This window comes from Dyadobacter sp. CY345 (assembly GCF_021502725.1).
In the GTDB taxonomy this organism is placed as follows: domain Bacteria; phylum Bacteroidota; class Bacteroidia; order Cytophagales; family Spirosomataceae; genus Dyadobacter.
This window is the reverse complement of sequence record NZ_JAKFFS010000001.1, coordinates 1699697-1724955: the sequence shown is the minus strand read 5'-3', so window position 1 is coordinate 1724955 and position 25259 is coordinate 1699697. Positions and strand designations below refer to the sequence as shown.

Annotated in this window: 20 protein-coding genes; 7 read left to right on the top strand and 13 right to left on the bottom strand. The window is 41.5% G+C overall.

Annotated elements, in window-relative coordinates:
• The first annotated feature begins 328 nt into the window (after positions 1–328).
• On the top strand, positions 329–1174 hold the full coding sequence (locus L0657_RS07230; RefSeq protein ID WP_235149758.1) for a hypothetical protein: 846 nt from the start codon (positions 329–331) through the stop codon (positions 1172–1174).
• 173 nt (positions 1175–1347) lie between these two features.
• Complete coding sequence (locus tag L0657_RS07225; RefSeq protein ID WP_235149757.1) at positions 1348–1998, top strand: phosphatase PAP2-related protein; 651 nt, start codon at positions 1348–1350, stop codon at positions 1996–1998.
• An 11-nt stretch (positions 1999–2009) separates the two neighbouring features.
• Here the strand turns inward: L0657_RS07225 and L0657_RS07220 are convergent, their stop codons facing one another.
• The 3 genes from L0657_RS07220 to L0657_RS07210 form a co-directional block, all read right to left on the bottom strand.
• Positions 2010–3422 (bottom strand): nucleoside hydrolase-like domain-containing protein, encoded by a 1413-nt coding sequence (locus tag L0657_RS07220; RefSeq protein ID WP_235149756.1) that lies wholly within the window; start codon positions 3420–3422, stop codon positions 2010–2012.
• 161 nt (positions 3423–3583) lie between these two features.
• Entirely contained in the window at positions 3584–3883 is a 300-nt protein-coding gene (locus tag L0657_RS07215; RefSeq protein ID WP_235149754.1) for a hypothetical protein, read from the bottom strand.
• A 24-nt stretch (positions 3884–3907) separates the two neighbouring features.
• A complete protein-coding gene (locus L0657_RS07210; protein WP_235149752.1) occupies positions 3908–4291 on the bottom strand; it encodes a YchJ family protein in 384 nt (127 codons plus the stop codon).
• A gap of 231 nt (positions 4292–4522) precedes the next feature.
• Between L0657_RS07210 and L0657_RS07205 the strand changes: the two genes are divergently transcribed.
• On the top strand, positions 4523–4768 hold the full coding sequence (locus L0657_RS07205) for an ElyC/SanA/YdcF family protein (protein WP_235149750.1): 246 nt from the start codon (positions 4523–4525) through the stop codon (positions 4766–4768).
• A gap of 3 nt (positions 4769–4771) precedes the next feature.
• On the opposite strand, the gene L0657_RS07200 is transcribed toward L0657_RS07205, so the two are convergent.
• The 7 genes from L0657_RS07200 to L0657_RS07170 form a co-directional block, all read right to left on the bottom strand.
• Positions 4772–5101: a hypothetical protein gene (locus L0657_RS07200; RefSeq protein ID WP_235149743.1), complete on the bottom strand. Its 330-nt coding sequence runs from the start codon at positions 5099–5101 to the stop codon at positions 4772–4774.
• A 32-nt stretch (positions 5102–5133) separates the two neighbouring features.
• Positions 5134–6363 carry an NAD(P)/FAD-dependent oxidoreductase gene (locus L0657_RS07195; RefSeq protein ID WP_235149741.1) on the bottom strand — a complete coding sequence of 410 codons (1230 nt, stop codon included), beginning with the start codon at positions 6361–6363 and terminating at the stop codon, positions 5134–5136.
• A 68-nt stretch (positions 6364–6431) separates the two neighbouring features.
• Positions 6432–6668, bottom strand: a complete 237-nt coding sequence (locus tag L0657_RS07190; RefSeq protein ID WP_235149738.1) for an acyl carrier protein — start codon at positions 6666–6668, stop codon at positions 6432–6434.
• An 18-nt stretch (positions 6669–6686) separates the two neighbouring features.
• On the bottom strand, positions 6687–9830 hold the full coding sequence (locus tag L0657_RS07185; RefSeq protein WP_235149737.1) for an efflux RND transporter permease subunit: 3144 nt from the start codon (positions 9828–9830) through the stop codon (positions 6687–6689).
• Positions 9831–9854: 24 nt separating this feature from the next.
• Positions 9855–10904, bottom strand: a complete 1050-nt coding sequence (locus L0657_RS07180; protein ID WP_235149736.1) for an efflux RND transporter periplasmic adaptor subunit — start codon at positions 10902–10904, stop codon at positions 9855–9857.
• Between the two features lie 38 nt (positions 10905–10942).
• Positions 10943–12259 carry a TolC family protein gene (locus tag L0657_RS07175; protein WP_235149735.1) on the bottom strand — a complete coding sequence of 439 codons (1317 nt, stop codon included), beginning with the start codon at positions 12257–12259 and terminating at the stop codon, positions 10943–10945.
• A gap of 61 nt (positions 12260–12320) precedes the next feature.
• A complete protein-coding gene (locus tag L0657_RS07170; RefSeq protein WP_235149734.1) occupies positions 12321–12935 on the bottom strand; it encodes a TetR/AcrR family transcriptional regulator in 615 nt (204 codons plus the stop codon).
• Between the two features lie 243 nt (positions 12936–13178).
• Between L0657_RS07170 and L0657_RS07165 the strand changes: the two genes are divergently transcribed.
• Positions 13179–13901 (top strand): Ig-like domain-containing protein, encoded by a 723-nt coding sequence (locus tag L0657_RS07165; protein ID WP_235149733.1) that lies wholly within the window; start codon positions 13179–13181, stop codon positions 13899–13901.
• A 121-nt stretch (positions 13902–14022) separates the two neighbouring features.
• On the opposite strand, the gene L0657_RS07160 is transcribed toward L0657_RS07165, so the two are convergent.
• From L0657_RS07160 to L0657_RS07150, 3 genes are all read right to left on the bottom strand, one after another.
• Positions 14023–15141: an MBL fold metallo-hydrolase gene (locus L0657_RS07160; RefSeq protein ID WP_235149732.1), complete on the bottom strand. Its 1119-nt coding sequence runs from the start codon at positions 15139–15141 to the stop codon at positions 14023–14025.
• A gap of 235 nt (positions 15142–15376) precedes the next feature.
• Positions 15377–17644, bottom strand: coding sequence for an aconitate hydratase (locus L0657_RS07155; protein ID WP_235149731.1), 2268 nt, complete (start codon positions 17642–17644; stop codon positions 15377–15379).
• Between the two features lie 72 nt (positions 17645–17716).
• Positions 17717–20488 carry a bifunctional aconitate hydratase 2/2-methylisocitrate dehydratase gene (locus L0657_RS07150; RefSeq protein ID WP_235149730.1) on the bottom strand — a complete coding sequence of 924 codons (2772 nt, stop codon included), beginning with the start codon at positions 20486–20488 and terminating at the stop codon, positions 17717–17719.
• 436 nt (positions 20489–20924) lie between these two features.
• On the opposite strand from L0657_RS07150, the gene topA reads away from it, so the two are divergent.
• The 3 genes from topA to L0657_RS07135 all read left to right on the top strand — a co-directional run bounded on the left by topA (position 20925) and on the right by L0657_RS07135 (position 25056).
• Positions 20925–23360, top strand: coding sequence for a type I DNA topoisomerase (gene topA, locus L0657_RS07145; RefSeq protein ID WP_235149729.1), 2436 nt, complete (start codon positions 20925–20927; stop codon positions 23358–23360).
• A 64-nt stretch (positions 23361–23424) separates the two neighbouring features.
• The gene (locus tag L0657_RS07140; RefSeq protein WP_235149728.1) at positions 23425–24120 is read left to right on the top strand and encodes an NAD-dependent deacylase; all 696 of its coding nucleotides are present in this window, start codon (positions 23425–23427) and stop codon (positions 24118–24120) included.
• A 54-nt stretch (positions 24121–24174) separates the two neighbouring features.
• On the top strand, positions 24175–25056 hold the full coding sequence (locus L0657_RS07135) for a bifunctional 5,10-methylenetetrahydrofolate dehydrogenase/5,10-methenyltetrahydrofolate cyclohydrolase (RefSeq protein ID WP_235149727.1): 882 nt from the start codon (positions 24175–24177) through the stop codon (positions 25054–25056).
• The last annotated feature ends 203 nt before the right edge of the window (positions 25057–25259 follow it).

Sequence of the window (25259 nt, the reverse complement as noted above, 5' to 3'; positions counted from 1 at the left end):
GAAGAATAATAATATTTTCAATACAATTATTTCTAATCATATTCCTGATTCCATTGAATTGTCAAGATAAAGAAAAAGGCAAAAAATGACAATTTTACCAAATATTTTTTTGACTTTATACCTAAACACCGGCTAGACAAATGCGCGAAATACTTTTTGCCATACATTCTATGGACGTTCGTTAGAATCTATATATGAGGGTTTTAATCGAAGTAATATTGGAAAAATTATATCGCACTGAAAATGGCCAACGTTCAGGTGTTATTTTGTTACCTCCTCGGACCAGGTTAGTATATTGCGCGAATATCTTAAATTTAAAATGGTGACAATGAAAAACGGCAAGTACTCAATTTTATACCTGACTGATTTATATTTTGAAGCAAAGGGGCGAAAATATTACGAAGAAGATTTATACCTGACTTCCCGATTACGCTCCGATTTTGAGATTTTGATCTGTCACCCGTGCGATTCATATAAATTTGAAAGTGCCGTGGATCTGATTGTATTCAGAAATGCAGGTCCGGTTATGCACTTCAAGGAATATTTTGATGATTTTAAAGTTAGAGTCAATTCTCAGAATATCCTTTCTTACAATGCCATGAAAGGCAAAGCGGATATGAATGGAAAAGATTATCTAATTGAAATGACGCATGAAGGCTTTCCTGTCATTCCTACAATTGAAAAATTAGACGATCTTCACCTGCTCCCAAAATCAGAGCACTATATGGTGAAGCTGAAAAACGGTGCTGACTCGATCGGTATGTCTCTTGTAAATCCAGCCGGGCTTACTGAAATAAATCTCGAAGGAAGCGTTGTGCAACCCTTTGTGGATTTCATTTATGAAGTGTCGTTTTATTTTATTGATAATAATTTCCAGTACGCTCTATATGCGCCAGTCAAAAACAAGCGGTGGGATCTGATTATTTATGAACCCACTAAACAAGACCTAGACTTTGCAAAAAAGTTTATTGACTGGAACGCCCTTTCTCATGGTATTCAACGTGTTGATGCATGCAGAACCCGGAATGGAGCATTACTTCTCGTAGAATTGGAAGACTTAAATCCATACCTGTCACTTAATTTGCTGAGCGATGAATTGCGGGAAAAATTTGTTACCAATTTCCGGGACTCGCTTTTGAGGGCGATCCAGAGCCATAAGCAGATTATAAATTAATTAGATATGCAGGAAGTGGCTGTCTGACCAATCTTAATTTCCTCAGGAATATATACTTTTACCGGGAATTTTACCGTCAGATGCACCGGAAAATAATTTAATAAAATAGGAGCGTTTCTACTTTATTATCTCAGTGACAAGCACCAATTATCAGGCAGACACCAATTAAGAGTATGATTTCCAGTATTTGGAGAAAAACGTGGGAAAAAAAATCATATAAAACCACCATGTTCTCCGGCGTTATTACGCTTAGTATTATTTCGTTTTTTCTACATCCGTTTTTCCAGGCGATAGAACTGCGGGAAGGCTTTCTGATTAATGATATCCTGCTGGCGATATTACCGGCAAAGGATTGTTCGGAAGCCATTTTCATTCTGATCTGGTCCTGCGTGGCTTTGGCGACGATCCGGTTTTTGAATAATCCGATGTTATTCATCGTATTCCTGTGGTCTTATGCCTTACTCTGCCTTACCAGAATTATTACAATCGCGCTTGTCCCACTGAATGCTCCTGCCGGGCTGATTCCTTTACGGGATCCTTTGAGTAATTACTTTTACGGGCAGGTATTTATAACGAAAGACCTATTCTATTCAGGACACACAGCAACGTTGTTTCTGATTTATTTATGCCTGGAAAAGAAGAGAGACAGGCTGCTGGTATTGCTCGCGACAGCCGTTGTCGGTTTACTATTGCTCGTTCAGCATGTTCATTATTCCATGGATGTTCTGGCAGCACCATTTTTCGCTTATTTCAATGTTTTCTGTGCGCGGAAATTGCTTAGAAGCGGAAAGCTGTATGAAACGCAGGAAAATTCAAAAGATTGATTCCTAGAAAGTTATTTTTCAGGAAAAACAGTTAAGATCACGCGCTGGTACCTGGTCAACGCTGGTTTGCCATTGTCAGTAACCGCAAGAATTATGTGTATTGTTTCCGGCTTTAAGACTTTCGGTGCCAGAAAACTTGTATTGGCAGCCTTTACATCCAAAATTTTCAAAGGTTCTTTATCTGCATAACTGCCCGGCTCCGGATAGTATATCCATTGATAGTGTAACTCGTCGCCATCCGGATCTGTTGAGCCTTCCGCGCTCAAAACAACCTTGTCTCCACTGTTCGCTTTTAATGCATTATCATGTTTCAAAGCTGCAATTGGTGGATGATTCGCCTCCTTAAAAGGTTTGATCGTCCAGTCCATCCTTGCCGCAAAATCATTTTGGAAAGCAGATCGCCAACGCCAGATCGTAGCCTTATTGCTAGTCTGATAACTGCCATCCTTACCAATGACTTCATCAACCGCATCCGTCCAAAGTGGGCGGGTTTCAGGTTCTAAAAACCATTTTTGAGTACGTGGTGTATAATATTCGTAGCGACCACCCCAACTACCAAAATTTGGTTTTTCAGGATCATTTAATCCATTATTGATCAGCCCCAGAAATGAAGGAGTGTCACCCTCCATCAGAAATTTCGTGAAGGGATATTCGGCACCTAACGGCCCATGATTACGCACATTTTCATCCAGCCAGGGATTGTCCACAATTTCAAAATCAGCGCCGGAAAACCTGCCATGGAACTTATCTCCGCTAATGCCCGACCAGGTTGCGTAGTGATATGCGCCTGCTGCGTGATATCCCGGACTTGCTACGAAGAACAAATCAGGAAAATTTTTGCGAAGCCATGGGCCGGTATCATCCTGATCTGAAATGGAATAGACCCGAATTTTTGATATAAACCTTTTCAGATCTTCCGGAGAGCGGGTCATACTCACTTTCCATAATGCCTGTGCAAGACAATTCGCTCCACCCCAGACAGGAATCCAGACAGGCCTGTCGTCTTTCTTGTCGACAACGGAAATAATCCAGTCTGATCCCTCGGAATCCTTGCCTTTTCCGACAGCATTCATACCAAATTCAGGAAAACTTGCTTTGGTTACGCTAAGCAGATATTCAATTTCCGGATATCCTTTTTCGTGAAGAAGCAGGTTCTTTCTTACCTTCCCGTAAGCCGTAATAATCTCCTTGATTTTACTGACTGCTATCTTATTTTTTTGATGAATTGAAGTCGTTGCAATCAACCCTTCGATATCCCACTGATTTGAATAGGTCAAAAAACGAATTAACGACTGCGTATCATCCGGTTCATTTTCAATATCAGTCAAAACCAGAACACGTTTTTTGACAGTATTCTCCTGCGCTTGACAAATTGTGCAAAGCAGGTTTACGAAAAGTAAAATGAGAATCTTCGATAATTTCATAAATCCGGGTTTGAAAATTTCTTCACTTATTATTGCGACTGAAAGTTTCATTATTAACCCTTACACAATTTTGAAGCAAACTATAAGCGGTTTCGGAATTGATTAAATCGAAAGGGAGGAGTGTTAAAAGAAAACGCTCCGGCTGAAACTGAAATAGCCGACTAACTATTCTTTGCTTGCTCTGCTTTTATAATCGCTTGAATTAAAAATTCGCATTCTGCTTCTTTACGATACAATTGTTCCTCAACATCATCGACCTTCGCCTGCCACTCCGCGTCTTTCCTGGCGAGCTCTTCAACCTGACCTTTTTTGGCTTCGCTCATGATATATAAAGAAAGCAAAAACATTCCTGCGGTGATAAATTTGAAAAAATTATCATAGGAAAAAGCGGCAACCATGTAGGTCAAAATAAAAGTTATAAACCCGATCATAAATCGTGCTATCGAAAATTGTCTAAACATCAGAAACTAATTTTCATGGAACAATTAAATATCTTCATTAAAAATACCGTCCAGATAATACCAGCTTCCGTTTTCAAAAGCGAAAGTAGATTTTTCGTGGTGAATCTGTTGTTTGCCGGACTTGTCTTTAAAATATGCATTGAACTCGACGGTAAACGTATCTGCCGCAATAATTTCCAGTTTTTGCCAGTTGTTACTTTTTGCCCATTGCCTAATATCTTTTTTAGAAAGTGCTGCGCGTTTGGAAACATGGGTGGTGTCAAAAAGGTAATCAACTTCGGCCATAACGTAGGCACTATAACGGGATCGCATCAGTTTTTCCGCAGATGCCGCATTAGCTGTTCCTTTTATAATAGGTCCACAACAACGGGAATAAGGTTGATCAGATCCGCAGAAGCAGGTTTTCATATTCTAAATTCAGCATTTTAAAGGTTGTTTACGTTTCTCAACCTCTTTCAAATGGCTAAGGTATTGAGAATTCGCGTTCATTATCTACGCTGGAACAAAATTTAGGAAAAACACAGATTGAGGTTTTGTTAAAGTATGTATTTTCCACTTCCGTTATAAAAAATGGTTAGTAAACACTCTTCTTTGTGTTTGTAAAATTAGGCCATAAGATTATGAAAATCGAGCCACTCAGTGGAAGATGCGACACTTTCCAAATGGGTAATTGAAAAATTTAAGCGGGAAGAAATTTTGATCGTTACTTCCGATTACCATCAGCATCGGGCGAAGATTATTTTTAGTGCAGTTTATGCACCTTTTAAAAACCTTTCTTTTTTCTCAGCTTCCAGCGAATTCGTTGATCCTGAAATACTGAATTCGTTGGTTGCCCATGAGAAACTGGCAGTTGAGGATTTGTTAAAATACGGCGTTAGGTTTTAATACTCAGATCAGACTTTTTGAAAATAACATTTCTTCATTTTTAAACTCCGATCTATAAAATCGGGATACACTCCGGATCAAATGAAATGGTATTACGATAGAAAAAATATCATCTTTTTCCTGACCGTCGAGCATCATTTTGCATTTAAATCCATCGTTTAAAAGCTCAATGCGTTTTACCGAATTTTTATTCAGGTGAAACGGCTCATAGTCATTCATCTGGGTATCGTAGAAAAAATACCTGGCGTGGATCAAATAATGTACCGAAGCGTCAGATAGGTCTTCGATCGCTTTATAAATAATGGTTTGTAAAAACAGGTCTATCTTTTTCATATTATCCAATTAGTTTGCCAGCATGTTAACCCTTAAAAAGACTGCTGTTTAAATAAGTATGATCTGATTCCGTAAAAGAATATTTTCAACCTGTTTCCGTGACCCATCATTGGATACCAGTGAAACAGAAAATTTGTTGCCCAGGCACGCTTTCCGGTCAGCTCGATATTCAATAGATTCCAGCTCGTAACGGCTCTCATTCTTCCAGTCACCACGGAAATACCAGGATCTTTATAGATAAATTTTTGTAATGCTTTCTGCTCCGCCATTAGCTGGAAATTCCTTGCCAGGTTTTCTCCCTGCTGAATGGCTACCTGAGCTACTTGTGGATGGCCCTCAGGATATTCACTCGAACTTGTTTCAAGGCAATTGTCGCCTATGGCAAAAATATTGTATGTGCCGAAGACCTTGTTATAAGGATCTACCCTAATCCTGTCTCCTTTGCCGTAGACCTCGTCATCAAGTCCATGTATTTTTTTTCCCTTGATTCCGGCAGTCCAGATTAAATTTTCCGTATGGATTATAGCACCGGAAGATAGCATGACTTTATCATCCAGATAATCCTGAACATAGGTATCTAATAGAATTTTTACGCCGGACGCCTGGAGAAAGTTAGAAACGTGCTGTCCAGATTTCTCGGACATTGCAGGTAATAAAACCGAATCTTTCTGAACCAGATAAATTTCACAAGCGACGTCAGAAAACTTGCGGGCCGGCTTTTTATTTATATCCCTTTTTATTTCCGCCAGCAATGAAGCAATCTCAACTCCAGAGGTACCTCCGCCAGCGACGACGAACGTCATTATTTTTTTTATTTCTTGCGGTTCTTCCGTATCAGACGCCTTCTTAGATTGCTGCAAAAGTCTTTCCCGAAGCGCCATTGCTTCGTCAATCGTCTTCAGAGAAAATGAATTTTGCTCGATATTGCTGATGCCTGAATAATCGGTTTCAGTTCCCGTAGCCAACACCAGATAATCGTAGTCCAACGTTTCCGTGTCAAGTACTATCTGGTTCTCCGTCGGACGGATGCTTTTCAGCACACCTTTTTGAAAACTCAGGTTTTCCTTTCCTGAAAATAATTCCAGGAAAGGATTACTGATTTGAAAAGGTTCAAAAAATGCAGAGGCAACCTGGTATAAAAACTGAGGAAAAAAATTGTAGCTGTTCTTGTCCACCAGTGTGACCTGAAATTTGATGTCATGTGCCAGCGACAGTGCGAGTTTCACACCTGCAAATCCGCCGCCGACAATTATTATTTTCATTTTGAATCTTGTTAACGGTCGTCGTATCAAATTTTAGCAAAGCCGGAATCTGATATCTATTAAAAATTTCAGGCAGACGCCAGCTGCTTCGCTGACAAATATTGTTCAATCTGGCCAACCGTTTGAAGTTTTTCATAATCCTCATCAGGGATGGCAATATGAAACTGATCTTCCATTTGCAAAACAAGATCAATCGTGTCCAGGCTGTCTAACCCAAGATCTTTCGCCAAATGCGCATCTTGTGAGATTGATGACACAGGCAATCCTGATGTCATACTTAGCAATTCAAAAAGCTGGTTTTTCATCTTTTAATCATTTAAAAGTTATTGAGCAACAGTGGCGACAGAAGCTTCCGGCTTAGACTTCGACCGAAATGAAGCCCATTTTTCACCTAACCGGTCGGCCATATAATAGGCCATTGGAACAAGATAAATGGTCAGAAGCATTGAACTTGTTAGTCCGCCGATAAGTACCCAGGCCAGCGAATTTTTCCATTCTGCTCCTGCCCCGGACGCTGTTGCAATTGGAATCATCCCGATAACCATAGCAATCGTCGTCATCAAAATTGGACGCAAACGTTCTTCTCCGGCATGCAGGATTGCCTTTCTGAATGGCACACCTAATTCCTTTTGCTGATTTGCAAAATCGACAATCAAAATCGCATTTTTCACAACCAGACCGATCAGCATCAGCATACCAAGCAAGGCAAAAATCCCGATGTTTGAGGATGATAAGGCCAAGGCGAGCAGTGCCCCGATGACGGCAACAGGAATTGAAAAAAGTACGACAAACGGGTAAATAAAGCTATCGTAAAGCAAAACCATGATGAAATAAACCAGAAACAAACCAGCCAGCATGGCAAGACCTAACGATCCAAAACCCTCACTTTGATTTTTGGCGTCACCACCCCATTTGATCGTTACACCTGCGGGAAGTGGATTTTTAGCAAGATCTGCCTGAATATTGGCGACCAAAGTTCCTGAGCCAATTCCCAGGGTATTCGCTGTTACCGTGACGGAAGAGCGACGATCTTTACGTTCCAGAACAGATGGACCGGTACTTAAAGTCACTTCAGCAAATTCTTCCAGACGAACCGTACGGCTTGCAGAAGGACTGAAAAAAGTGATATGTTTTACGTCGTCCGGGTCTTTGCGATCAAAGGCGTCAAGCATAATGCGGATGTCGTAATCTTCTCCGCCGTCACGGAATTTCGAGTCATCATTTCCTGCAAAAGCGTTCTGCATTGTCGCTCCCACCGTTTGAATGTCCAGTCCGAGACGCGCCATTTTCTCACGGTCAATATCAACCCGTACTTCCGGATTCCCTGATTCAACAGACACATTCACATCATTTGCCCCAGGCGTTTTTTTCAATCGGTTGGCCAGATTATCAGCCGAGGCCAGGATTTCGTTCAGATTATCTCCTGCCAAAAATATCTCAATAGGTGCGGAACCTGAATTAACCATCCCCACAATGGCCGAATTAAATTCGATACCTGCGAACTTTTTTTCCAGCTCCTTACGAACGTCAAGCATATACTTTTCCGTTGGCACTGAACCACCTCGCTCTTCCAGCGGTTTCAATTCGACCGTCAATTCAGTCCTGTTTGTTTCTCCTTGTCCAGAGCTGTTCATCCCGGTACTTGCTCCACCAACGTTTGCGAAAATGGTTGTTACGTCCGGTTTTTTCCTCAAATATTCCTCAACACTTCTGGCCGTCAGGTTATTCTGTTGCAACGATGCACTTTTATCCAGCTTCATCGTTAGCAAAAACTTACCCTGATCGCCCTGTGCAACGAATTCCTGACCGATAATCCCAAGTCCCATCACCCAGCCTGTAATCACGAAGAGTACGACAAGTCCGCCGGTAAAAATCAGCTTATGACTTAATACCCATTCAAGACTTCCATGATACCATGTTGTCAGTTTTGTCAATTGTTTTTCAAACCAAAGAAGAAAACGTTGAAATGGATTTTTAGGATCAAGGTGTTCGATACGGGCCATATTCGAAGTCATCCATGGCGTAAGCGTAAAACTTACAAGCAAACTGATCATGGTTGCAAATGCAACTGTCAGAGAAAATTGGCGGAGCAAATCGGCGATAACAGAATTCACCATCGTGATCGGAACAAAAACTACCACGATTACCAATGTGATGGCAAGTGCAGCAAAACCGATTTCGGTCACACCGTCAATAGTTGCCTGCCAGCGATTTTTACCCATTTCAAGATGTCGCTGGATATTTTCCAATACCACAATCGAGTCATCCACGAGGATACCAATTACCAAAGATAAAGCAAGCAATGTCATCAGGTTAAGCGAATAACCCATCAGATACATAAACAAAAATGCTGAAACCAGAGACGCCGGCACAGAAACCATAACAATAAACGCATTTCTGAAACTATGCAGGAAAAGCAACATCACGGCAGCTACGAGAACTACTGCCAGAATAAGGTCGTGTGTTACAGCTTCCACTGATTCAAGCGTAAAAATGCTGCTGTCATAAGCTATCGCAAAATGTACTTTATCCTTCGCGTTCGTCTTCTCAATTTCAGATAATTTCAACTGAACAAGGCGGCTGATTTCAACCGCGTTCGCATCAGATTGTTTTTTGATAAAAAGACCGATACCATTTTGTCCATTATAACGGCTTATGCTTTCCGTTTCTCCCAACCCATCTGTGATATCGGCCACATCGCCTACACGAATCTGGCTTCCCTCTTTGGATGTCGAAATCACAAGGTTACGGATATCATCCAATGAGCTGAATTTTCCGGCAAGCCTCAATGTCATGTTTTCAGAAGCACTTTTTACCTTACCTGTTGGGAAATCAAGGTTTGCCTGATTGATTACCTGCGTTACCTGCAAAAGCGATAATCCGTAATATTTCAGCTTATCGCCATTTACGTTTACACGAATTTCGCGCTGGTCTCCACCCACCATCGTGATTTCGGCGACTCCGGCAATCTGCTGTATAACAGGCAAATACTTGTCCTCCACCTGTTGATAAAAAACTTCGTTAGGAAGTGAAGAAGTTGCCAGAAGCTGCATGATCGGCTGATCACTCGGCGAAATTTTGGATAAAGAAGGTGTTTCCGCGTCATCAGGTAAATCACTGAGCACGTTGTTGATATCCCGCTGCGCATCTTCCAAAGCCTTATCAAGATCAGTTCCCGGTTTGAACTGAACGATTACGAGAGAAGCACTTTCATAAGATTTCGAAGTTACGTCATCAATATTATCAAGACCTGATACCGCATCTTCAATTTTCTTGCTGATTTCTGATTCAACTTCCGATGGCGCTGCGCCTGGATAAAGCGTTGTAATGGTTACGATCGGCACCGAGAATTCGGGTAACAATTCATAACTCAACAGACGATAGGAAAATACACCGCCAATGGTGAGAATCGCGAAAAGCACGATAATCATCGAAGGGCGTTTGATTATGGATTCAATGAATTTCATAATAAATATTTTTGAGAATGAGGTTTACTGCGCTGATACAAGCGTTCCGTTTTGCAGATTGATCTGGCCGCTCGTCACTACCTGATCGCCGGCTTTAAGACCTTTCGTAATTTCATAAAAGTCGTTAGTGGCCACACCGATCATTACATTTTTCAAAACTGCTTTGCCATTTTCAACAACATAAACCTGCGGTTCTTTTGCAGAACCCATGATTGCCTGGCGTGGTATGGCAAGCGACTCCCCTTTGAGCTCATTTGAATTGGCGATCGAACCGTACATACCTGCTTTCAATGGATTGTTTGCTGTATTCTGAACCGTGATTTCTACCGGATAATTATGCGCTTCATCGCCTTGGGCACCAATCATAGAAACTTTACCCTGGAATTTTGCATCCGGATAAACCTCCGTTTGAACGGAAATGACCTGTCCCATACGAAACTGGTTAACTGCCTTCTCTGGAACATTCACCAGCAATTTAAGCGAAGCAATGTCTGTAATTTCAGCCATGGGTGTTCCAATGGAAACAACCGATCCTTTTTCAACTAATTTGGAAGTCACGATTCCTGAAAAAGGCGCAACAATGCTCGTATTGGCAATTTGCTTGTTCAATTGCTTTATCTGCGCCTGCGTGCCACGGATACTAAGCTGTGTTCTTTCAAGATTTACAGCAGGCACAGCATCTCCTTTTACCAAAACCTCATATCGTTTCAAATCATTTTGATAACCTTCCAGCGTAACCTGCAAAGCTTCCACCTGAAAGCGAAGCTGATCATCGTCCAGCTTGGCGAGAAGCTGGCCGGCACCTACATGCTGACCTTCCTGAATATTCAATTTCACAATTTCCCCTCCCGCAAGCGGACGGATTTCGATTTGCCGGTTGGGAGTAAACGATCCTAAAAATTTAGTGTCCTGCGACAGATTTTTCATTTCAGCAACCGTAGCTCTCACTCCAACTTTCAGGTTAGGATCAGGCTGATAAACTTTGGCTTCCGTTGCTTCTTTGTTGCTTAAAAGCTTTGCCGCCGTGAGGCCAAGAACTGCAATGATTGCGACAACTATTAAAAGGCGTTTCATATTTTCTATATTGAAGGTTAGTAGCTTTATTTTTTTATTTATTTGGTCAATAAGGAGCCTGTTGCTTTTTTCCATTCCAGTTCCGCCTGGAGTAATTGCACAAGCGAAGTCAGGTAATTACTTTGTGAATCAAGCAAGGTTTGCTCTGACTGGATCACGTCAGAAAGCGAAACGATACCTTCTTTGAATTGAAGTTGAATTTGTTTGTAGACACGGCTTGCCAGAGCAACCTGTTCGTTTTTTGAGTTAATATTCTGCTGTTCAACGGCAAATTTATTCCGGGCATTTATTTCTTCCATTTCAATGGATTGTTCCAGCTGTTTTAACTGAACCGAAAGCTTATCATTATCAATCCTGTTTTGTGTCCGCTGCGCCTTTCTTGCCATCCCGTCAAAGACATTCCAGTTCAATTGCAGGCCTGCCCAATAACCCGGTACTTGTTTGAAAACCGAGTTTTCTCCGCTTTTACCAAAATAAGTAAGGTTTGCAACGCCATACGCATTCACGGTTGGTAAGTAACCGGATTTCAAATTTTTATCCTGCAAACCATTTAAGTCCTTCTGACGCTCCAAAAGGGTGATATCTGTTCTTCGCATGCCGCTCTTTTCCGATTGTGAAGGAAGCAAGACATTTTTAACCTGGATATCTATACGCAAGGAATCTGACTGTGGAATTCCGGTATAAAATTTGAGCAGGTTGACAAGTTGCACGTAAGAATTTTTTAATGATTTGAGCTGAGTTTCCGTCGCTGTTTTATTAATAAGGATTCTGTCCTTATCAACGCGCTGGGCCAGTTGATTCTGGTATAACAGGTCAGTAACCTTATAAAGCCTGTCTGTTGAAATTAGATTACTATCCAGAAAAGCCATTTGCTGGACAACGGTAACGAGATTATAATATGCATCCGTCACGTTGTATGCAATGTCCTCTTTTGTCTTAACGGTGGTTAAAGCTGTGAGGTCTCTGTTCAGATCGGCAGCCTTCAAAGCATATTTTACCGATGGATTGTAAAGTGCCTGAGTTACTTGCGCGGAAGTTGAAAGATTGTAAGGCAATCCGAATGCAAATGTGCTATAAGTTCCTTCCGGTCCTCCAAAAGCACTCGCCGGAACGACTTGTCCAGGAATTTTGAAATATCGTTTGTAGTCGCCAGTCACGCTAACAGAAGGCAGGAGATTCGATCTGACTTCGTCAATTTTAGCATTCGTTTTCGCTTCATCCAATACAGAAGCCTGAATACTATAATTATTTTTCATGGCTAACTCTACCAGCTGTTCGAGATTATGCTGCTGGGCCTGCACATGGGTTGTCATCAGCACGACAAACAGAAGTGCATAGTGAAATGAAAATTTCATTTAAGGAAGATTTAAATAAATACTTATTTTAAATGTTTGTTTAAAACTGGGGTAAAAAATTTTAGTGATTGTATAAATAGCAAACAATCATCTCTTTGATTCTCTCTTTATGATCTTTCGCATAAGCATCAAACTGCTCCTCGTTCGTTTCAAAAATCTTCATGTGCATATTCTTGCCAAGGAAGATAAACTGGATGTATCCACAAAGCATCGGAACAATATTCTCAATTCCAATAGGTCGAACATTACCTTTTTCGATCTCTTCTTTCAGTTGCTCACCGAATTTCGTACGCCTGATCTGACGTAAAAAATTCAAATCCGGGATCAGGCGTTCGGGGGCCCTGTGAACCTCATTCACAATAAAATTACAAAGATCCGGTTCATTGCTGACCATCTCATAAGTATGATCGATTGTCTCAAAAATTTTGGACTTGAAATCAATATCCTTATTTAATATATCGATTGTATTTTGAAAATAAAGATTTAACAGATCTTTAAAAATCTCTAAAAACAGTTTTTCTTTACTTCTGAAATAGTAATTGGTAAGCGCTATATTCATATCGGCCTCTTCAGCAATATCCCTTGAAGTGGTTCCATCGAAACCCTTTTTCAAGAATACTTTTCTTGCCGCCTCCTTAATCCGCTCTTCACTCGGCTTACTACTGATACACTTCACTGAACTATATTTTTTAACTGCTTTGTAATTACGATTCAAAGGTGTTTAATAATATTCATACTTCCAAATATTTAAATACATAATTTAAACAAACATTTAAAACTATAATTTAAGATAATTAATTAATAGAAAGATTATACACACGAAGTTACAAATTCAGTTTTCGAATTGACTTTCTGTAATATTTATACTACATTTCAGTCGCAAACTACATGTTATAACTCACCTATCAATCTTCTGGATATGAAACATTTTCTATTCGTAATCTTCGGGCTTCTGCTTCTTAATTCTTGCAAGAAAGAAATTGACCCACAGCCTGTTCTGGACAAAAACAGGATTGAGCTTAAATACGATCATGATTATCAGTTGGTTATAAGCAAAGGGGAGAATCTGGTGCAGGCTAGTTCTTACCAGTGGACGTCAAGCGATGCAAATGTTGCATCGGTATCTGCAAATGGAAAAATTAGTGCGAGAAAAGTTGGAAAGACAACGATCACCGCAATTGCTGACGGCCAGGAATTAGTCGCTGAAATAACAGTAACGCCTTACGTTTCGTTTTTTCAGGAACCGCAGTTAGAATTTACTTCCGATAAGGCCACGATCATGTCAAGCGCCCTAGGAAATCTTGTCTACAACCAAAACAATATTTATGTCTATTCTGGCATCAGCGACAAGATCAGCCGAATCATGTATATTTTTGACGATAATAATATGATACTTTCAATGGCTATCGACTTTGTTGATGACGAACAAACCCGGAAAGACGTGACGACCTTTTATGCTGAAAGATACCCCATTACCACGCTTACAGATAAAAATGAGACGATTTATATTAATGATGAAAAGAATAAAGCTGTTTGGTTAACAGCCAACGAATCGCTCGGGTTTTATGTCTCTTACGGAAAAGTCACTATCGTTAATGGCCGTATGTCTGCAGTTCCAAATTATTTTGATCAGAAAATGTGAACGTTACTGGTTTTAGCGGAGTGAGATAAATCTTAAAGAAGACAGAATACACTCCAAAGGACCAAACGTACGAGAAAACAAAAAAGCTGGCGTCGACACGTCAGCTTTTTTGTTGGATCAATTATTTTATCTTTTCCCACCAGGCGGGGTATGTTCTATCTTCATTCAGCTTAACTACCTCCCCGATCATTGGCGTGACCAGCGGAATATTTTTCAATTTGCTGGCTGCCGAAACCCTGATAATCGGCTCGTCCCAATCATGCTGCGCCAGCTGGAATTTCGCCCAGTGTACCGGCATTAATTTCCTTGCTTTTAAATCCTCCGCTGCCTGTGCAACTTCCTCAGGCATCATGTGAATATATTTCCAGTTTTTATTGTATTGCCCGCATTCCAATAACGCCAGATCAAATGGACCGAATTTTTCACCTATGGTTTTAAAATGCGTGTCATAACCGGAATCCCCACCAAGGAATAATTTCTTTGTTGGTGTTTGCAGTACGAATGAAACCCACATCGCCCGGTTTCTTGATAAACCGCGCCCGGAAAAGTGTCTTCCTGGCGTTAGGTTAACCGAAAAACCATCACCTAAATTTACAGCCTCATACCAATCTCTTTCTTCCACCTTTGACATATCAAAACCCCAGGTCTCGAAATGCTCGCCCGTACCCAGCCCGGTAATGATCTTCCTGACTTTCGTTTTCAGCTTCATGATGGTTTCAAAGTCAAGATGGTCCCAGTGGTCGTGAGAAATAAAGAGAAAATCAATTTCCGGAAAATCTTCAACTACGTAGACATCGCTTCCAGGGAAACTATTGGTTGTGAAGCTCACAGGAGAAGCAGCGCCGCTTAATACAGGATCGACCAGCATCGTTTTCCCATCGATCTGCATGAAATAAGAAGAATGCCCGAACCATACCAGAATGTCTTCCTCGGGATTTAAATGAAGCAAATCCGATTTTACAGAAGGTAACGTGGATTCTGGTTTTACCCTTTTACTCTTGTTGAAAATAAATTCTTTCAAAACCTGGAAATAACTTACGCCTTCGGCAAGATCTGGTGTGAAGCTCAGATTTTGAAATTGCCCATTTTTAAAATTTGAAGACTTTTCAATTTTTGCCTGACGGGCGCCCGACGGCATTTTTCCAAATTTTGGCTGATGTATAAAAATATAGATTGAGACAGCAACAACTGCTATCAGCGCAATGATGATGAATAACATTTTTATAATTCGTTTTTTCATTGAAGCAAATTTGAATAGGAAAACTCAATCATCTAAACCTGACTGACCAATCACTCTATAAAACTAGTCAATAATCTTTCATTTGGAAAAATAAATCCGGCAATTATTGATGAATGGTTAGAAATGAGTATTCCCGGATAAGAAGAGTAGATAGATTAACTTAAGATGGTAAAACAGAAAAAACTCCCGTTTCGAGCAGGAGTCTTTTTCGTTTTAACTTAAATAATCAAGAGGCTTATGCAGCGACCGATTTACGAATAATGTTCAAAGCAGAACCTTCTTTAAACCATTCGATTTGTTGTTCGTTATAAGTATGGTTTACCGGGAATTCCTCAGTTGTTCCATCTGAATGATGAAGCACAATGGTCAATTGAACGCCGGGTGCAAATGTTTGCAATCCTTTGATATCAATAGTATCGTCTTCCTGAATTTTATCATAGTCAGCCGTGTCAGCGAATGTCAAAGCCAACATACCTTGTTTTTTAAGGTTTGTTTCGTGGATACGGGCGAACGATTTTACAAGAATTGCACGGGCACCCAAGAAACGAGGTTCCATAGCGGCGTGTTCCCTTGAAGAACCTTCTCCGTAGTTTTCGTCACCTACCACAATTGTTCCGATACCGTTCGCTTTATAATCACGCTGAACCGCAGGAACTTCACCGTAAACACCAGTCAACTGATTTTTAACAGTGTTTGTCTTTTCATTATAATAGTTAACTGCACCGATCAACATGTTATTGGAAATGTTGTCAAGGTGACCGCGGTATTTCAACCATGGGCCAGCCATAGAAATATGGTCAGTCGTACATTTTCCTTTTGCCTTGATCAGAAGTTTTAAACCGTTAAGATCAGTACCTTCCCAGGCTTTGAAAGGTTCAAGCAGTTGCAAACGATCCGAAGTTGGGCTCACAATAACCTGAACGGTCGTTCCGTCTTCGGCAGGTGCCTGATATCCTGCATCTTCAACAGCAAAACCTTTGGCAGGAAGTTCAAGTCCTGATGGTTCGTCAAGCATTACGGTAAGACCTTCCGAATTAACGAGCGTATCTGTCAAAGGGTTAAAAGTCAAACGACCAGCGATTGCCAGAGCCGTTACAATTTCAGGTGATGCTACGAACGAGTGCGTATTTGGGTTACCATCAGCACGTTTTGAGAAGTTACGGTTGAAGGAAGTGATGATAGAGTTTTTCTCCCCTTTTTCAGCACCATGACGCGCCCATTGACCAATACAAGGTCCGCAAGCATTTGCCAGAACCACACCACCAATCTGCGCGAAAGTATCAAGAAAACCATCGCGGTCCACTGTATAACGCACCTGCTCGGAACCCGGTGTAATTGTATATTCAGACGTAACAACTAATCTTTTATCAACAGCCTGCTGCGCAACAGAAGCTGCGCGGCTGATATCTTCATAAGAAGAGTTAGTACAAGAACCGATCAAACCAACAGAAAGCACTTCCGGCCAGCCATTTTCTTTAACCGCCGTAGCAAATTTAGAAAGTGGCCATGCCAAATCCGGCGTAAACGGACCGTTTACATGTGGTTCAAGGGTTGAAAGATCAAGTTCGATCAATTGATCATAAAATGACACAGGATCAGCATATACTTCATCATCCGATCGCAAATAACCTGCAACCGCATTTGCAGCATCTGCTACATCCGAACGATCGGTTGAACGAAGATAAGCAGCCATTTTCTCATCGTATGCGAAAATAGAAGTTGTTGCTCCGATTTCAGCACCCATGTTACAAATGGTTCCTTTTCCCGTACAAGACAAACTTTCAGCGCCTTCACCAAAATATTCAACGATGCAGCCAGTACCACCTTTTACAGTTAGCTGACCTGCAACCCAGAGAATAACATCTTTTGCAGCAGCCCAGCCACTCAGTTTTCCAGTCAGTTTTACACCAATCAACTTGGGCATTTTAAGCTCCCAGGCCAATCCTGACATAACATCACTCGCGTCCGCGCCACCAACTCCGATCGCTACCATACCCAAACCACCAGCATTTGGTGTGTGGGAGTCGGTACCGATCATCATCCCGCCGGGAAACGCGTAGTTTTCCAAAACAACCTGGTGGATAATTCCAGCGCCAGGCTTCCAGAATCCTATACCATATTTATTGGATACCGAAGCCAGGAAATCATAAACCTCTTTATTTTTATCTTTTGCAGTCTGCAAATCGGCAACAGCGCCAACCTCGGCCTGGATAAGGTGATCGCAATGAACAGTAGACGGCACGGCAACTTGTGGCCTTCCGGCCTGCATAAATTGTAAAAGAGCCATCTGCGCAGTAGCATCCTGCATCGCAACGCGGTCAGGAGCAAAGTCTACATAAGATTTACCTCTTCGATACACCTGTGTGGGCGTACCTTCCCATAAGTGGGAATACAATATTTTTTCTGCCAAAGTCAACGGCCGCCCTTCAATTTGACGAGCAGCTTCAACTCTTTCCTGCATACGGGCGTAAACACCCTTAATCATATCTAAGTCAAAAGCCATAGTAATTAAATTAATGTCTAAACATCCACACTTATCAAAAACCGAACCACCGTCAATTCCTTAAACAGATTTTTATCTGGCTAACTGCTTCACAGGCGGTGCGAACTTGGTCAGGTCAATGCCGACCACCGCAGCTTTATATTCTTCCATGTTAGGAATACGTCCAAGAATTGCAGACAACACTACAACCGGTGTGGATGCAAGCAGGGATTCTCCTTTTTTACGTTCCGAATCTTCAACAACTCTTCCCTGGAAAAGACGGGTCGAAGTTGCCAGAACAGTATCACCTTTGGCAGCTTTTTCCTGATTACCCATACAAAGGTTACAGCCAGGGCGTTCCAGATACATCATATTTTCATATTCAGTACGTGCCGTGCCTTTTGGCGCATTATCGTCAAATTCGAAACCTGAATATTTCTGCAATACGTCCCAGTCACCTTCACTTTTCAGCTCTTCTATAATGTTATAGGTTGGAGCGGCTACTACAAGCGGTGCATGGAATTCAACTTTTCCTTGTTGTTCTTCCAGATTTTTAAGCATCTGGGAGACAATTTTCAAATCTCCTTTATGTACCATGCAGGAGCCTACGAAACCAAGATCAACTTTTTTATCTTCTCCGTAATAAGAAAGTGTACGAATGGTATCATGCGTGTAACGCTTGGATACATCCTTATTATTAACATCAGGATCTGCGATCATAGGTTCTACGATCACATCCAGGTCAATAACAACTTCGGCGTAATATTTTGCATTTGCATCCGGCGTTAAAGCTGGCTTTTCGCCCGATTTAATTTCTGTGATTCTCTTATCCGCTTTGTTGATCAATCCCTGAAGAACCTGTTTGCTATTGTCCATTCCCTTGTCAATCATAATCTGCATTCTGCCTTTGGCAATTTCCAATGATTCGATCAGGGTATCATCCTCAGAAATACAGATAGAAGCTTTTGCTTTCATCTCAGCTGTCCAGTCGGTGAACGTGAAAGCCTGGTCAGCAGGAAGTGTTCCCAAATGAACCTCGATAATTCTTCCCTGGAAAACGTTCTCTCCGCCAAACTTCTGAAGCATCTGTGCCTGGGTAGCATGAACCACATCACGGAAATCCATGTGAGACTTCATTTCACCCTTGAAAGTTACTTTCACAGATTCAGGAATCGGCATTGATGCTTCACCGGTTGCAAGTGCAAGCGCAACAGTTCCCGAGTCAGCACCAAAAGCAACACCTTTTGACATCCTGGTATGAGAGTCACCTCCGATAATGATCGCCCACTCGTCTACAACGATATCGTTAAGCACTTTGTGGATCACATCCGTCATGGCGTGATATTCGCCTTTCGGGTCGCGCGCTGTGATAAGACCAAAATCGTTCATGAATTTCATGAGTTTTGGAATATTTGCCTGCGCTTTTTTATCCCAAACCGAAGCCGTGTGACAACCTGACTGATAAGCACCATCAACAATTGGTGAAATCACAGTAGCAGCCATAGACTCCAATTCCTGAGAAGTCATCAGACCAGTCGTATCCTGTGAACCTACAATATTTACCTCAACGCGAACATCCGAACCAGCGTGTAAAACTTTGCCCGGCGTGGTGCCAACAGCATTTTTGTTGAATATTTTTTCAACTGCGGTTAGACCTTGTCCTTCGTGAGAAATCTCTTTTGACGGAGCATATACAAGAGGAATATCAATACCCAGAATCCTGCATGCGATGGTTTGTATTTTTTTACCAAAAACAATCGCGTATGATCCGCCTGCTTTGATAAATTCCATCTTCTGAGGCGTAAGCGCCTTAGAGATGTCAATCAGTTCCTGATCGCCGTTGTATAATTTTTTTGTTCTTGTGTTTATTGTAAGAACAGTACCTGTCGCCACAGAGTAAACTTCTTCAAGCACGGGATCACCACTTTCATTGCGGATAACCTCACCATTAGCATCCACTTTTTTCACCCAGTTTTTCAGGTCAATTCCTATACCGCCGGTAACATCAACCGTTGTAAGGAAAATCGGGGAAATTCCGTTTGTACCTCCAACAATCGGAGCGATATTAACAAATGGAATATATGGGCTTGCTTTTTTACCAGTCCAGAGTGCAACATTGTTCACTCCTGACATCCTTGATGAACCAACACCCATGGTTCCGCGCTCAGCAATCAACATCACGCTTTTGTCAGGATGTTCTTCCTGCAATGCTTTGATTTCCTGCTGCGCCTTTGGTGTAATCATACACAAACCATGAAGTTCACGGTCTGAACGTGAGTGAGCCTGGTTACCCGGAGAAAGCAAATCCGTAGAAATGTCACCTTCACCGGCAATAAATGTAACGATCTTAATTTCCTCAGCTACTTCCGGTAGTTTAGTGAAAAACTCAGCCTGCGCGTAACTTTCAAGAATTTCTTTTGCAATTTCATTTCCGCTTTTATATGCTTCTTTCAGACGATCAACATCAGCGTCGTAAAGGAAAACCTGTGTTTTTAGAACTTTTGCAGCTTCTTTCGCAGTGAAGACATTATCACCAAGCGCGATATCAAGCAAAACCTCAATCGAACGCCCGCCTTTCATGTGTGATAAAAGCTCGAAAGCGAAAGCCGGCGATATTTCTTCAACTACGGATTCACCAAGAATGATTTCTTTTAAAAATCTGGCTTTAACACCCGCAGCACTTGTGGTACCTGGTAATGTATTGTAAATAAAAAAGTTTAGAGAGTCTGCCCGGTGCTCATTATTTGAATCTTTGATCTGCCAAATAATTTCGCTCAGCAATTCAGCACCGTCAATAGGCTTTGGATTAAGCCCCTGGGTTTTTCTTTCTTCAATCTCTTTAATGTAATCCTTATAAATATTCATAATAATGGAAATCTTGTCAATGTTAAAGGTTTGCCTACTACTACTTTGCGGGTAACTTATCTCCGCTCCTGCACGTGGGTAATTTAACCCTTAATCATGTTCTAAATTAAAAGCCATAGTGATTCAACGATCAAATTATTTGTTAACAATAAAACGCATAAAAGTACAAAATTCCTTATAACGTAGCCGACCAGCGTTATTTTTTTGCTTTTATTTACAATGATTATGAACTAAGCCGCTATAAGTACAACCTGCAAACGCAAATTTTTGTTCTTTCTACTGCTAATTCTCAGTGCCAAATGTCGAAATTATCATGTTTTTGGTTTTGACAAAAAGAAGTTTCTCCGACACCTTTTCACAAGTACTTTGATTTTTTCCTGCTTTCTGCCCTATATTTGAGCTCCAAAGAGCCACCTAGTATCTTAATTCAAAAATTATGTCAAAAAATCTGGTGATCGTAGAGTCACCGGCGAAGGCCAAAACCATAGAAAATTATTTAGGGACAGACTTTATCGTTAAATCCAGCTTTGGGCATGTACGTGACCTTCCCGAACATGATATGGGTGTCGATGTAGACAATGGTTTTCAGCCGTCTTACGAAGTCTCAGGTGACAAGGTGAAAGTCATTAATGAGTTAAAGAAATTAGCGAAGGGCGCAGAAGTATGGCTCGCGACTGACTCCGACCGTGAAGGGGAAGCCATATCGTGGCACCTCAAAGAGGCCTTAGGTTTGCCTGACGATACGAAGCGGATCGTTTTTCGTGAAATCACCAAAACAGCTTTGCAAAATGCGATTGCCACGCCGCGTGTTATTGATGTTGATCTTGTTAACGCACAGCAGGCACGACGTATTCTGGATCGTCTGGTAGGTTATGAACTTTCTCCGATTTTATGGAAAAAGATACGGATCGGGAAAACCAATCTTTCAGCAGGAAGGGTTCAATCTGTGGCTGTACGCATTATTGTGGAGCGTGAAAGAGAAATTGACGCGTTCAGAGCGAAAGGAAGTTTCAAGGTAACGGCTCACTTTGATCTTGGAAATGGTAAGGTTTTAAACGCAGAATTGCCGAAGAACTTTGCAGAGGAAACGGACGCAATGACATTTCTTGAAAAATGTGTCAAAGCGACTTTTTCGATTAAAAATCTTGAAGTAAAACCAGCTAAAAAAACGCCAGCTCCCCCATTTACAACTTCTACTTTACAACAGGAAGCTTCACGTAAACTGAGCTTCTCCGTGCTTCAGACGATGACCGTTGCACAGCGGTTATATGAAGCAGGTAAAATATCATATATGCGTACCGATTCGACAAACTTGTCGGAAGAGGCGATGGAAAAAGCCCGTGTTCAGATTACAAGTGAATACGGTGATAATTTCTATAATAAAAGGGTTTTTAAAACCAAAAACGAGTCGGCCCAAGAAGCGCACGAAGCGATTCGTCCAACTGAATTTTCTGTATTGCAAGGAAGCAGCGACCGAAACGAGCAACGTCTTTACGAGCTGATATGGAAACGTGCTATTGCTTCTCAAATGGCTGACGCACAGCTTGAAAGAACAACTGCAACGATCGGAATTTCGTCCACAAACGAAGAATTGGTCGCTCAGGGTGAGGTCATCAAGTTTGAGGGATTTTTAAAGGTATATCTGGAATCAAGCGACGAGGAAGATGAAGAGCAAAAAGGCATGCTTCCTCCATTGAATATTAACCAGATTCTGAACCTTGCTGATATGAAAGCAACGGAACGTTTCACCCGTAACCCACCACGTTATACGGAAGCGAGCCTTGTGAAAAAATTGGAGGAAATGGGCATTGGCCGACCGTCAACTTACGCTCCTACAATTTCTACAATTATAAGAAGAGAGTATGTTATCAAAGAAGACCGCGATGGGACGGAGCGTGCTTACAGAGAAATGACGCTCGCAAAAGATGAAATAAAAAGTGTGGTACTAAAAGAGGTTTACGGTACTGAAAAGTCAAAACTTTTCCCGACAAGTACGGGGATGGTTGTAAATGATTTTTTGGTAAATCACTTTCAGGATATCATTGACTATTCTTTTACAGCAAGTGTCGAAAAAGACTTTGACCATATAGCCGACGGGCAACTTGCCTGGCAAAAAATGATCACTGACTTCTATACCCCATTCCACAAAAAAGTAGATGAGGCAAAAGAAGAAGCGATCGACCGCAGCCTGACTTCCCGTGAACTGGGCGAAGATCCTGCGACGGGTAAGAAAATCACTGTACGTATCGGTAAGTATGGACCTTATGTTCAGATCGGCGATGCGGAAGATGAAGAAAAACCAAAGTTTGCAAGTCTGAAAAAAGGCCAGTTGATGGAAAACATCACGTTGGATGAGGCTTTTGAACTTTTCAAATTACCACGTACGGTTGGTTTATTTGAAGATTCTGAAATGATTGTTAGCGTTGGGAAATTTGGCCCTTATGTAAAACACGGCGGCAAATATTACTCGCTTGCAAAAACGGATGATCCAATGGCAGTTACCGAAGATCGTCTGGTTGAAATTATTGAAACAAAACGTATCTCAGACAGCAACAAAACGATCAAGGAATTTACAGAAAATCCTGACGTGAAAGTTCTGAACGGACGTTACGGGCCTTATGTTGCTTTTGAAAAACGTAATCTTAAAATCCCAAAAGGAACAGAACCGGCGGATTTGACTTACGAAGCGATTTTGCAGATAGCAGCCGATACGCCTGACAAACCGACGGGAAGAGGTGGTTTCAAAAAAGCAGCACCCAAAGCGCCAGCAGCTGAAAAAGCTCCGGCAGTGAAAAAGCCAGCAGCTAAGAAACCCGCCGCAAAAAAACCTGCCGCTAAAAAAACCGCTGCAAAAAAAACGACCAAGAGCTGATTTTACTAGGATTTTGTACTATTAACCTGCCAAAAGCTGACCGCCGACGGCCGAATACCAAAACATGAAAAAGCTCGTTGTTCTCTCTGGTGCCGGAATTAGTGCTGAAAGCGGAATAAATACATTTCGCGATAGTGGCGGATTATGGGAAAATCATCGGATCGAAGATGTAGCGACTCCCGAAGCCTGGCAGAAAAATCCTGACCTTGTGTTGGATTTTTATAATGAAAGAAGAAAACAAGCACTTTCTGTGAAACCGAATCCGGCTCATTACTCGCTGGTTGAGCTTGCAAAATATTTTGATGTACAAATAATCACGCAGAACGTCGACAATCTGCATGAAGTTGCCGGGTCGTCGAATGTGGTTCATTTACATGGGGAATTGTTCAAATCAGAAAGCACAAAAAATCCTGAACTGGTCTATGATATAACATCTTGGGAACTGAAAAAAGGAGATTTGTGTGAGCTTGGGAGCCAGCTTCGTCCGCATATCGTATGGTTTGGAGAAGCAGTTCCTATGATGGATATCGCTGTTGAAATTACTGAGCAGGCTGACATATTCGTCGTTGTGGGTACTTCCCTGGCCGTTTATCCAGCGGCTGGACTTGTTCATTATGTACACGCCCATAAGCCGATTTACATCATCGATCCTGTCAGACCTGACATCACTTTTCGAAAAAATATGACCTTTATTCAGGAGAAAGCGTCGACCGGGCTTGAAAAACTCAAAAATGAACTGAGAATTGCAAGTGACGCCTGAGTCTTGAATGATTCCTGCTTTCATTTAAATATTGATTATTAGACCTTATTAAAAATGCAACTACTTGACGGCAAGGCTATTTCAGCCCAGATTAAGTCAGAAATAAAAATTGAAGTTGAAAACTGGATTTCAGCTGGTGGGAAAAAACCACACTTGGCCGCAATTTTAGTGGGAGAAGATGGTGCCAGCGAGACTTACGTAGCTTCAAAAATTCGCAGCTGTGAAGAGATTGGATTCACTTCTACCCTATTGCGTTTTGGACCTGAAACGACCGAAGCTGAACTTTTGGAGGCAGTTGAGTCCCTGAATAAAAATTCTGACGTGGATGGATTTATTGTTCAGTTACCTTTGCCAAAACATATCTCAGAAAACACGATTATGGAAGCTGTGGATTCGTCGAAAGACGTCGATGGTTTTCACCCGATTAACGTTGGCAGAATGTGTAAAGGGCTTCCTGCCTACATTTCCGCAACACCTTTTGGAATCCTTGAAATGTTGATTCGCGCCGGAATTGAAACCAGCGGAAAACACTGCGTTGTAATCGGCCGCAGCCAGATTGTTGGTTTACCGATGAGTATTTTGATGCAACGTAACGAATATCCGGGAAACTGTACCGTGACAATTACACATAGCAAAACGAAAAATCTGAAAGAAATTTGCCAGACGGCTGATATACTAATCGTAGCTTTAGGGCGTCCGGAATTCGTTACCGCGGATTATATCAAAGACGGTGCTGTCGTTATCGACGTGGGTATTACAAGAGTTAAAGATGCTTCCAAAAAAAGTGGCTTTGCCATTAAAGGCGACGTCAATTTTGCGGATGTGGCGCCAAAAAGCAGCTTCATTACACCGGTTCCAGGTGGCGTTGGTTTGATGACTATTTGTGGATTGTTGACTAATACTTTAAAAGCGGCGAGGAAGGAGATTTATAAGTAAATTGTTGATTAGCTTACCGTTTTTTAAGGGCTGGAAATTGAGTTCTATATTCAATCCCGGCCCTTAAATTTTAACACTAAATTGGTTTGCTGAATAATGTCACCCTTCCAGGGTTTGGCGCCCGGCACATAACATCATTTCTATAATAATCTCATCCCGTCGGGATTTGAATAATCTGCCAGAAAATATTGGATGTATTTTAA

What these genes read in the sequence shown, in the direction of transcription:
- L0657_RS07230 (WP_235149758.1), top strand. Translation starts at nt 329, where the DNA reads ATGAAAAACGGCAAGTACTCAATTTTATACCTGACTGATTTATATTTT.
- L0657_RS07225 (WP_235149757.1), top strand. Translation starts at nt 1,348, where the DNA reads ATGATTTCCAGTATTTGGAGAAAAACGTGGGAAAAAAAATCATATAAA.
- L0657_RS07220 (WP_235149756.1), bottom strand. Translation starts at nt 3,422, where the DNA reads ATGAAATTATCGAAGATTCTCATTTTACTTTTCGTAAACCTGCTTTGC.
- L0657_RS07215 (WP_235149754.1), bottom strand. Translation starts at nt 3,883, where the DNA reads ATGTTTAGACAATTTTCGATAGCACGATTTATGATCGGGTTTATAACT.
- L0657_RS07210 (WP_235149752.1), bottom strand. Translation starts at nt 4,291, where the DNA reads ATGAAAACCTGCTTCTGCGGATCTGATCAACCTTATTCCCGTTGTTGT.
- L0657_RS07200 (WP_235149743.1), bottom strand. Translation starts at nt 5,101, where the DNA reads ATGAAAAAGATAGACCTGTTTTTACAAACCATTATTTATAAAGCGATC.
- L0657_RS07195 (WP_235149741.1), bottom strand. Translation starts at nt 6,363, where the DNA reads ATGAAAATAATAATTGTCGGCGGCGGATTTGCAGGTGTGAAACTCGCA.
- L0657_RS07190 (WP_235149738.1), bottom strand. Translation starts at nt 6,668, where the DNA reads ATGAAAAACCAGCTTTTTGAATTGCTAAGTATGACATCAGGATTGCCT.
- L0657_RS07185 (WP_235149737.1), bottom strand. Translation starts at nt 9,830, where the DNA reads ATGAAATTCATTGAATCCATAATCAAACGCCCTTCGATGATTATCGTG.
- L0657_RS07180 (WP_235149736.1), bottom strand. Translation starts at nt 10,904, where the DNA reads ATGAAACGCCTTTTAATAGTTGTCGCAATCATTGCAGTTCTTGGCCTC.
- L0657_RS07175 (WP_235149735.1), bottom strand. Translation starts at nt 12,259, where the DNA reads ATGAAATTTTCATTTCACTATGCACTTCTGTTTGTCGTGCTGATGACA.
- L0657_RS07165 (WP_235149733.1), top strand. Translation starts at nt 13,179, where the DNA reads ATGAAACATTTTCTATTCGTAATCTTCGGGCTTCTGCTTCTTAATTCT.
- L0657_RS07160 (WP_235149732.1), bottom strand. Translation starts at nt 15,141, where the DNA reads ATGAAAAAACGAATTATAAAAATGTTATTCATCATCATTGCGCTGATA.
- L0657_RS07155 (WP_235149731.1), bottom strand. Translation starts at nt 17,644, where the DNA reads ATGGCTTTTGACTTAGATATGATTAAGGGTGTTTACGCCCGTATGCAG.
- L0657_RS07150 (WP_235149730.1), bottom strand. Translation starts at nt 20,488, where the DNA reads ATGAATATTTATAAGGATTACATTAAAGAGATTGAAGAAAGAAAAACC.
- topA (WP_235149729.1), top strand. Translation starts at nt 20,925, where the DNA reads ATGTCAAAAAATCTGGTGATCGTAGAGTCACCGGCGAAGGCCAAAACC.
- L0657_RS07140 (WP_235149728.1), top strand. Translation starts at nt 23,425, where the DNA reads ATGAAAAAGCTCGTTGTTCTCTCTGGTGCCGGAATTAGTGCTGAAAGC.
- L0657_RS07135 (WP_235149727.1), top strand. Translation starts at nt 24,175, where the DNA reads ATGCAACTACTTGACGGCAAGGCTATTTCAGCCCAGATTAAGTCAGAA.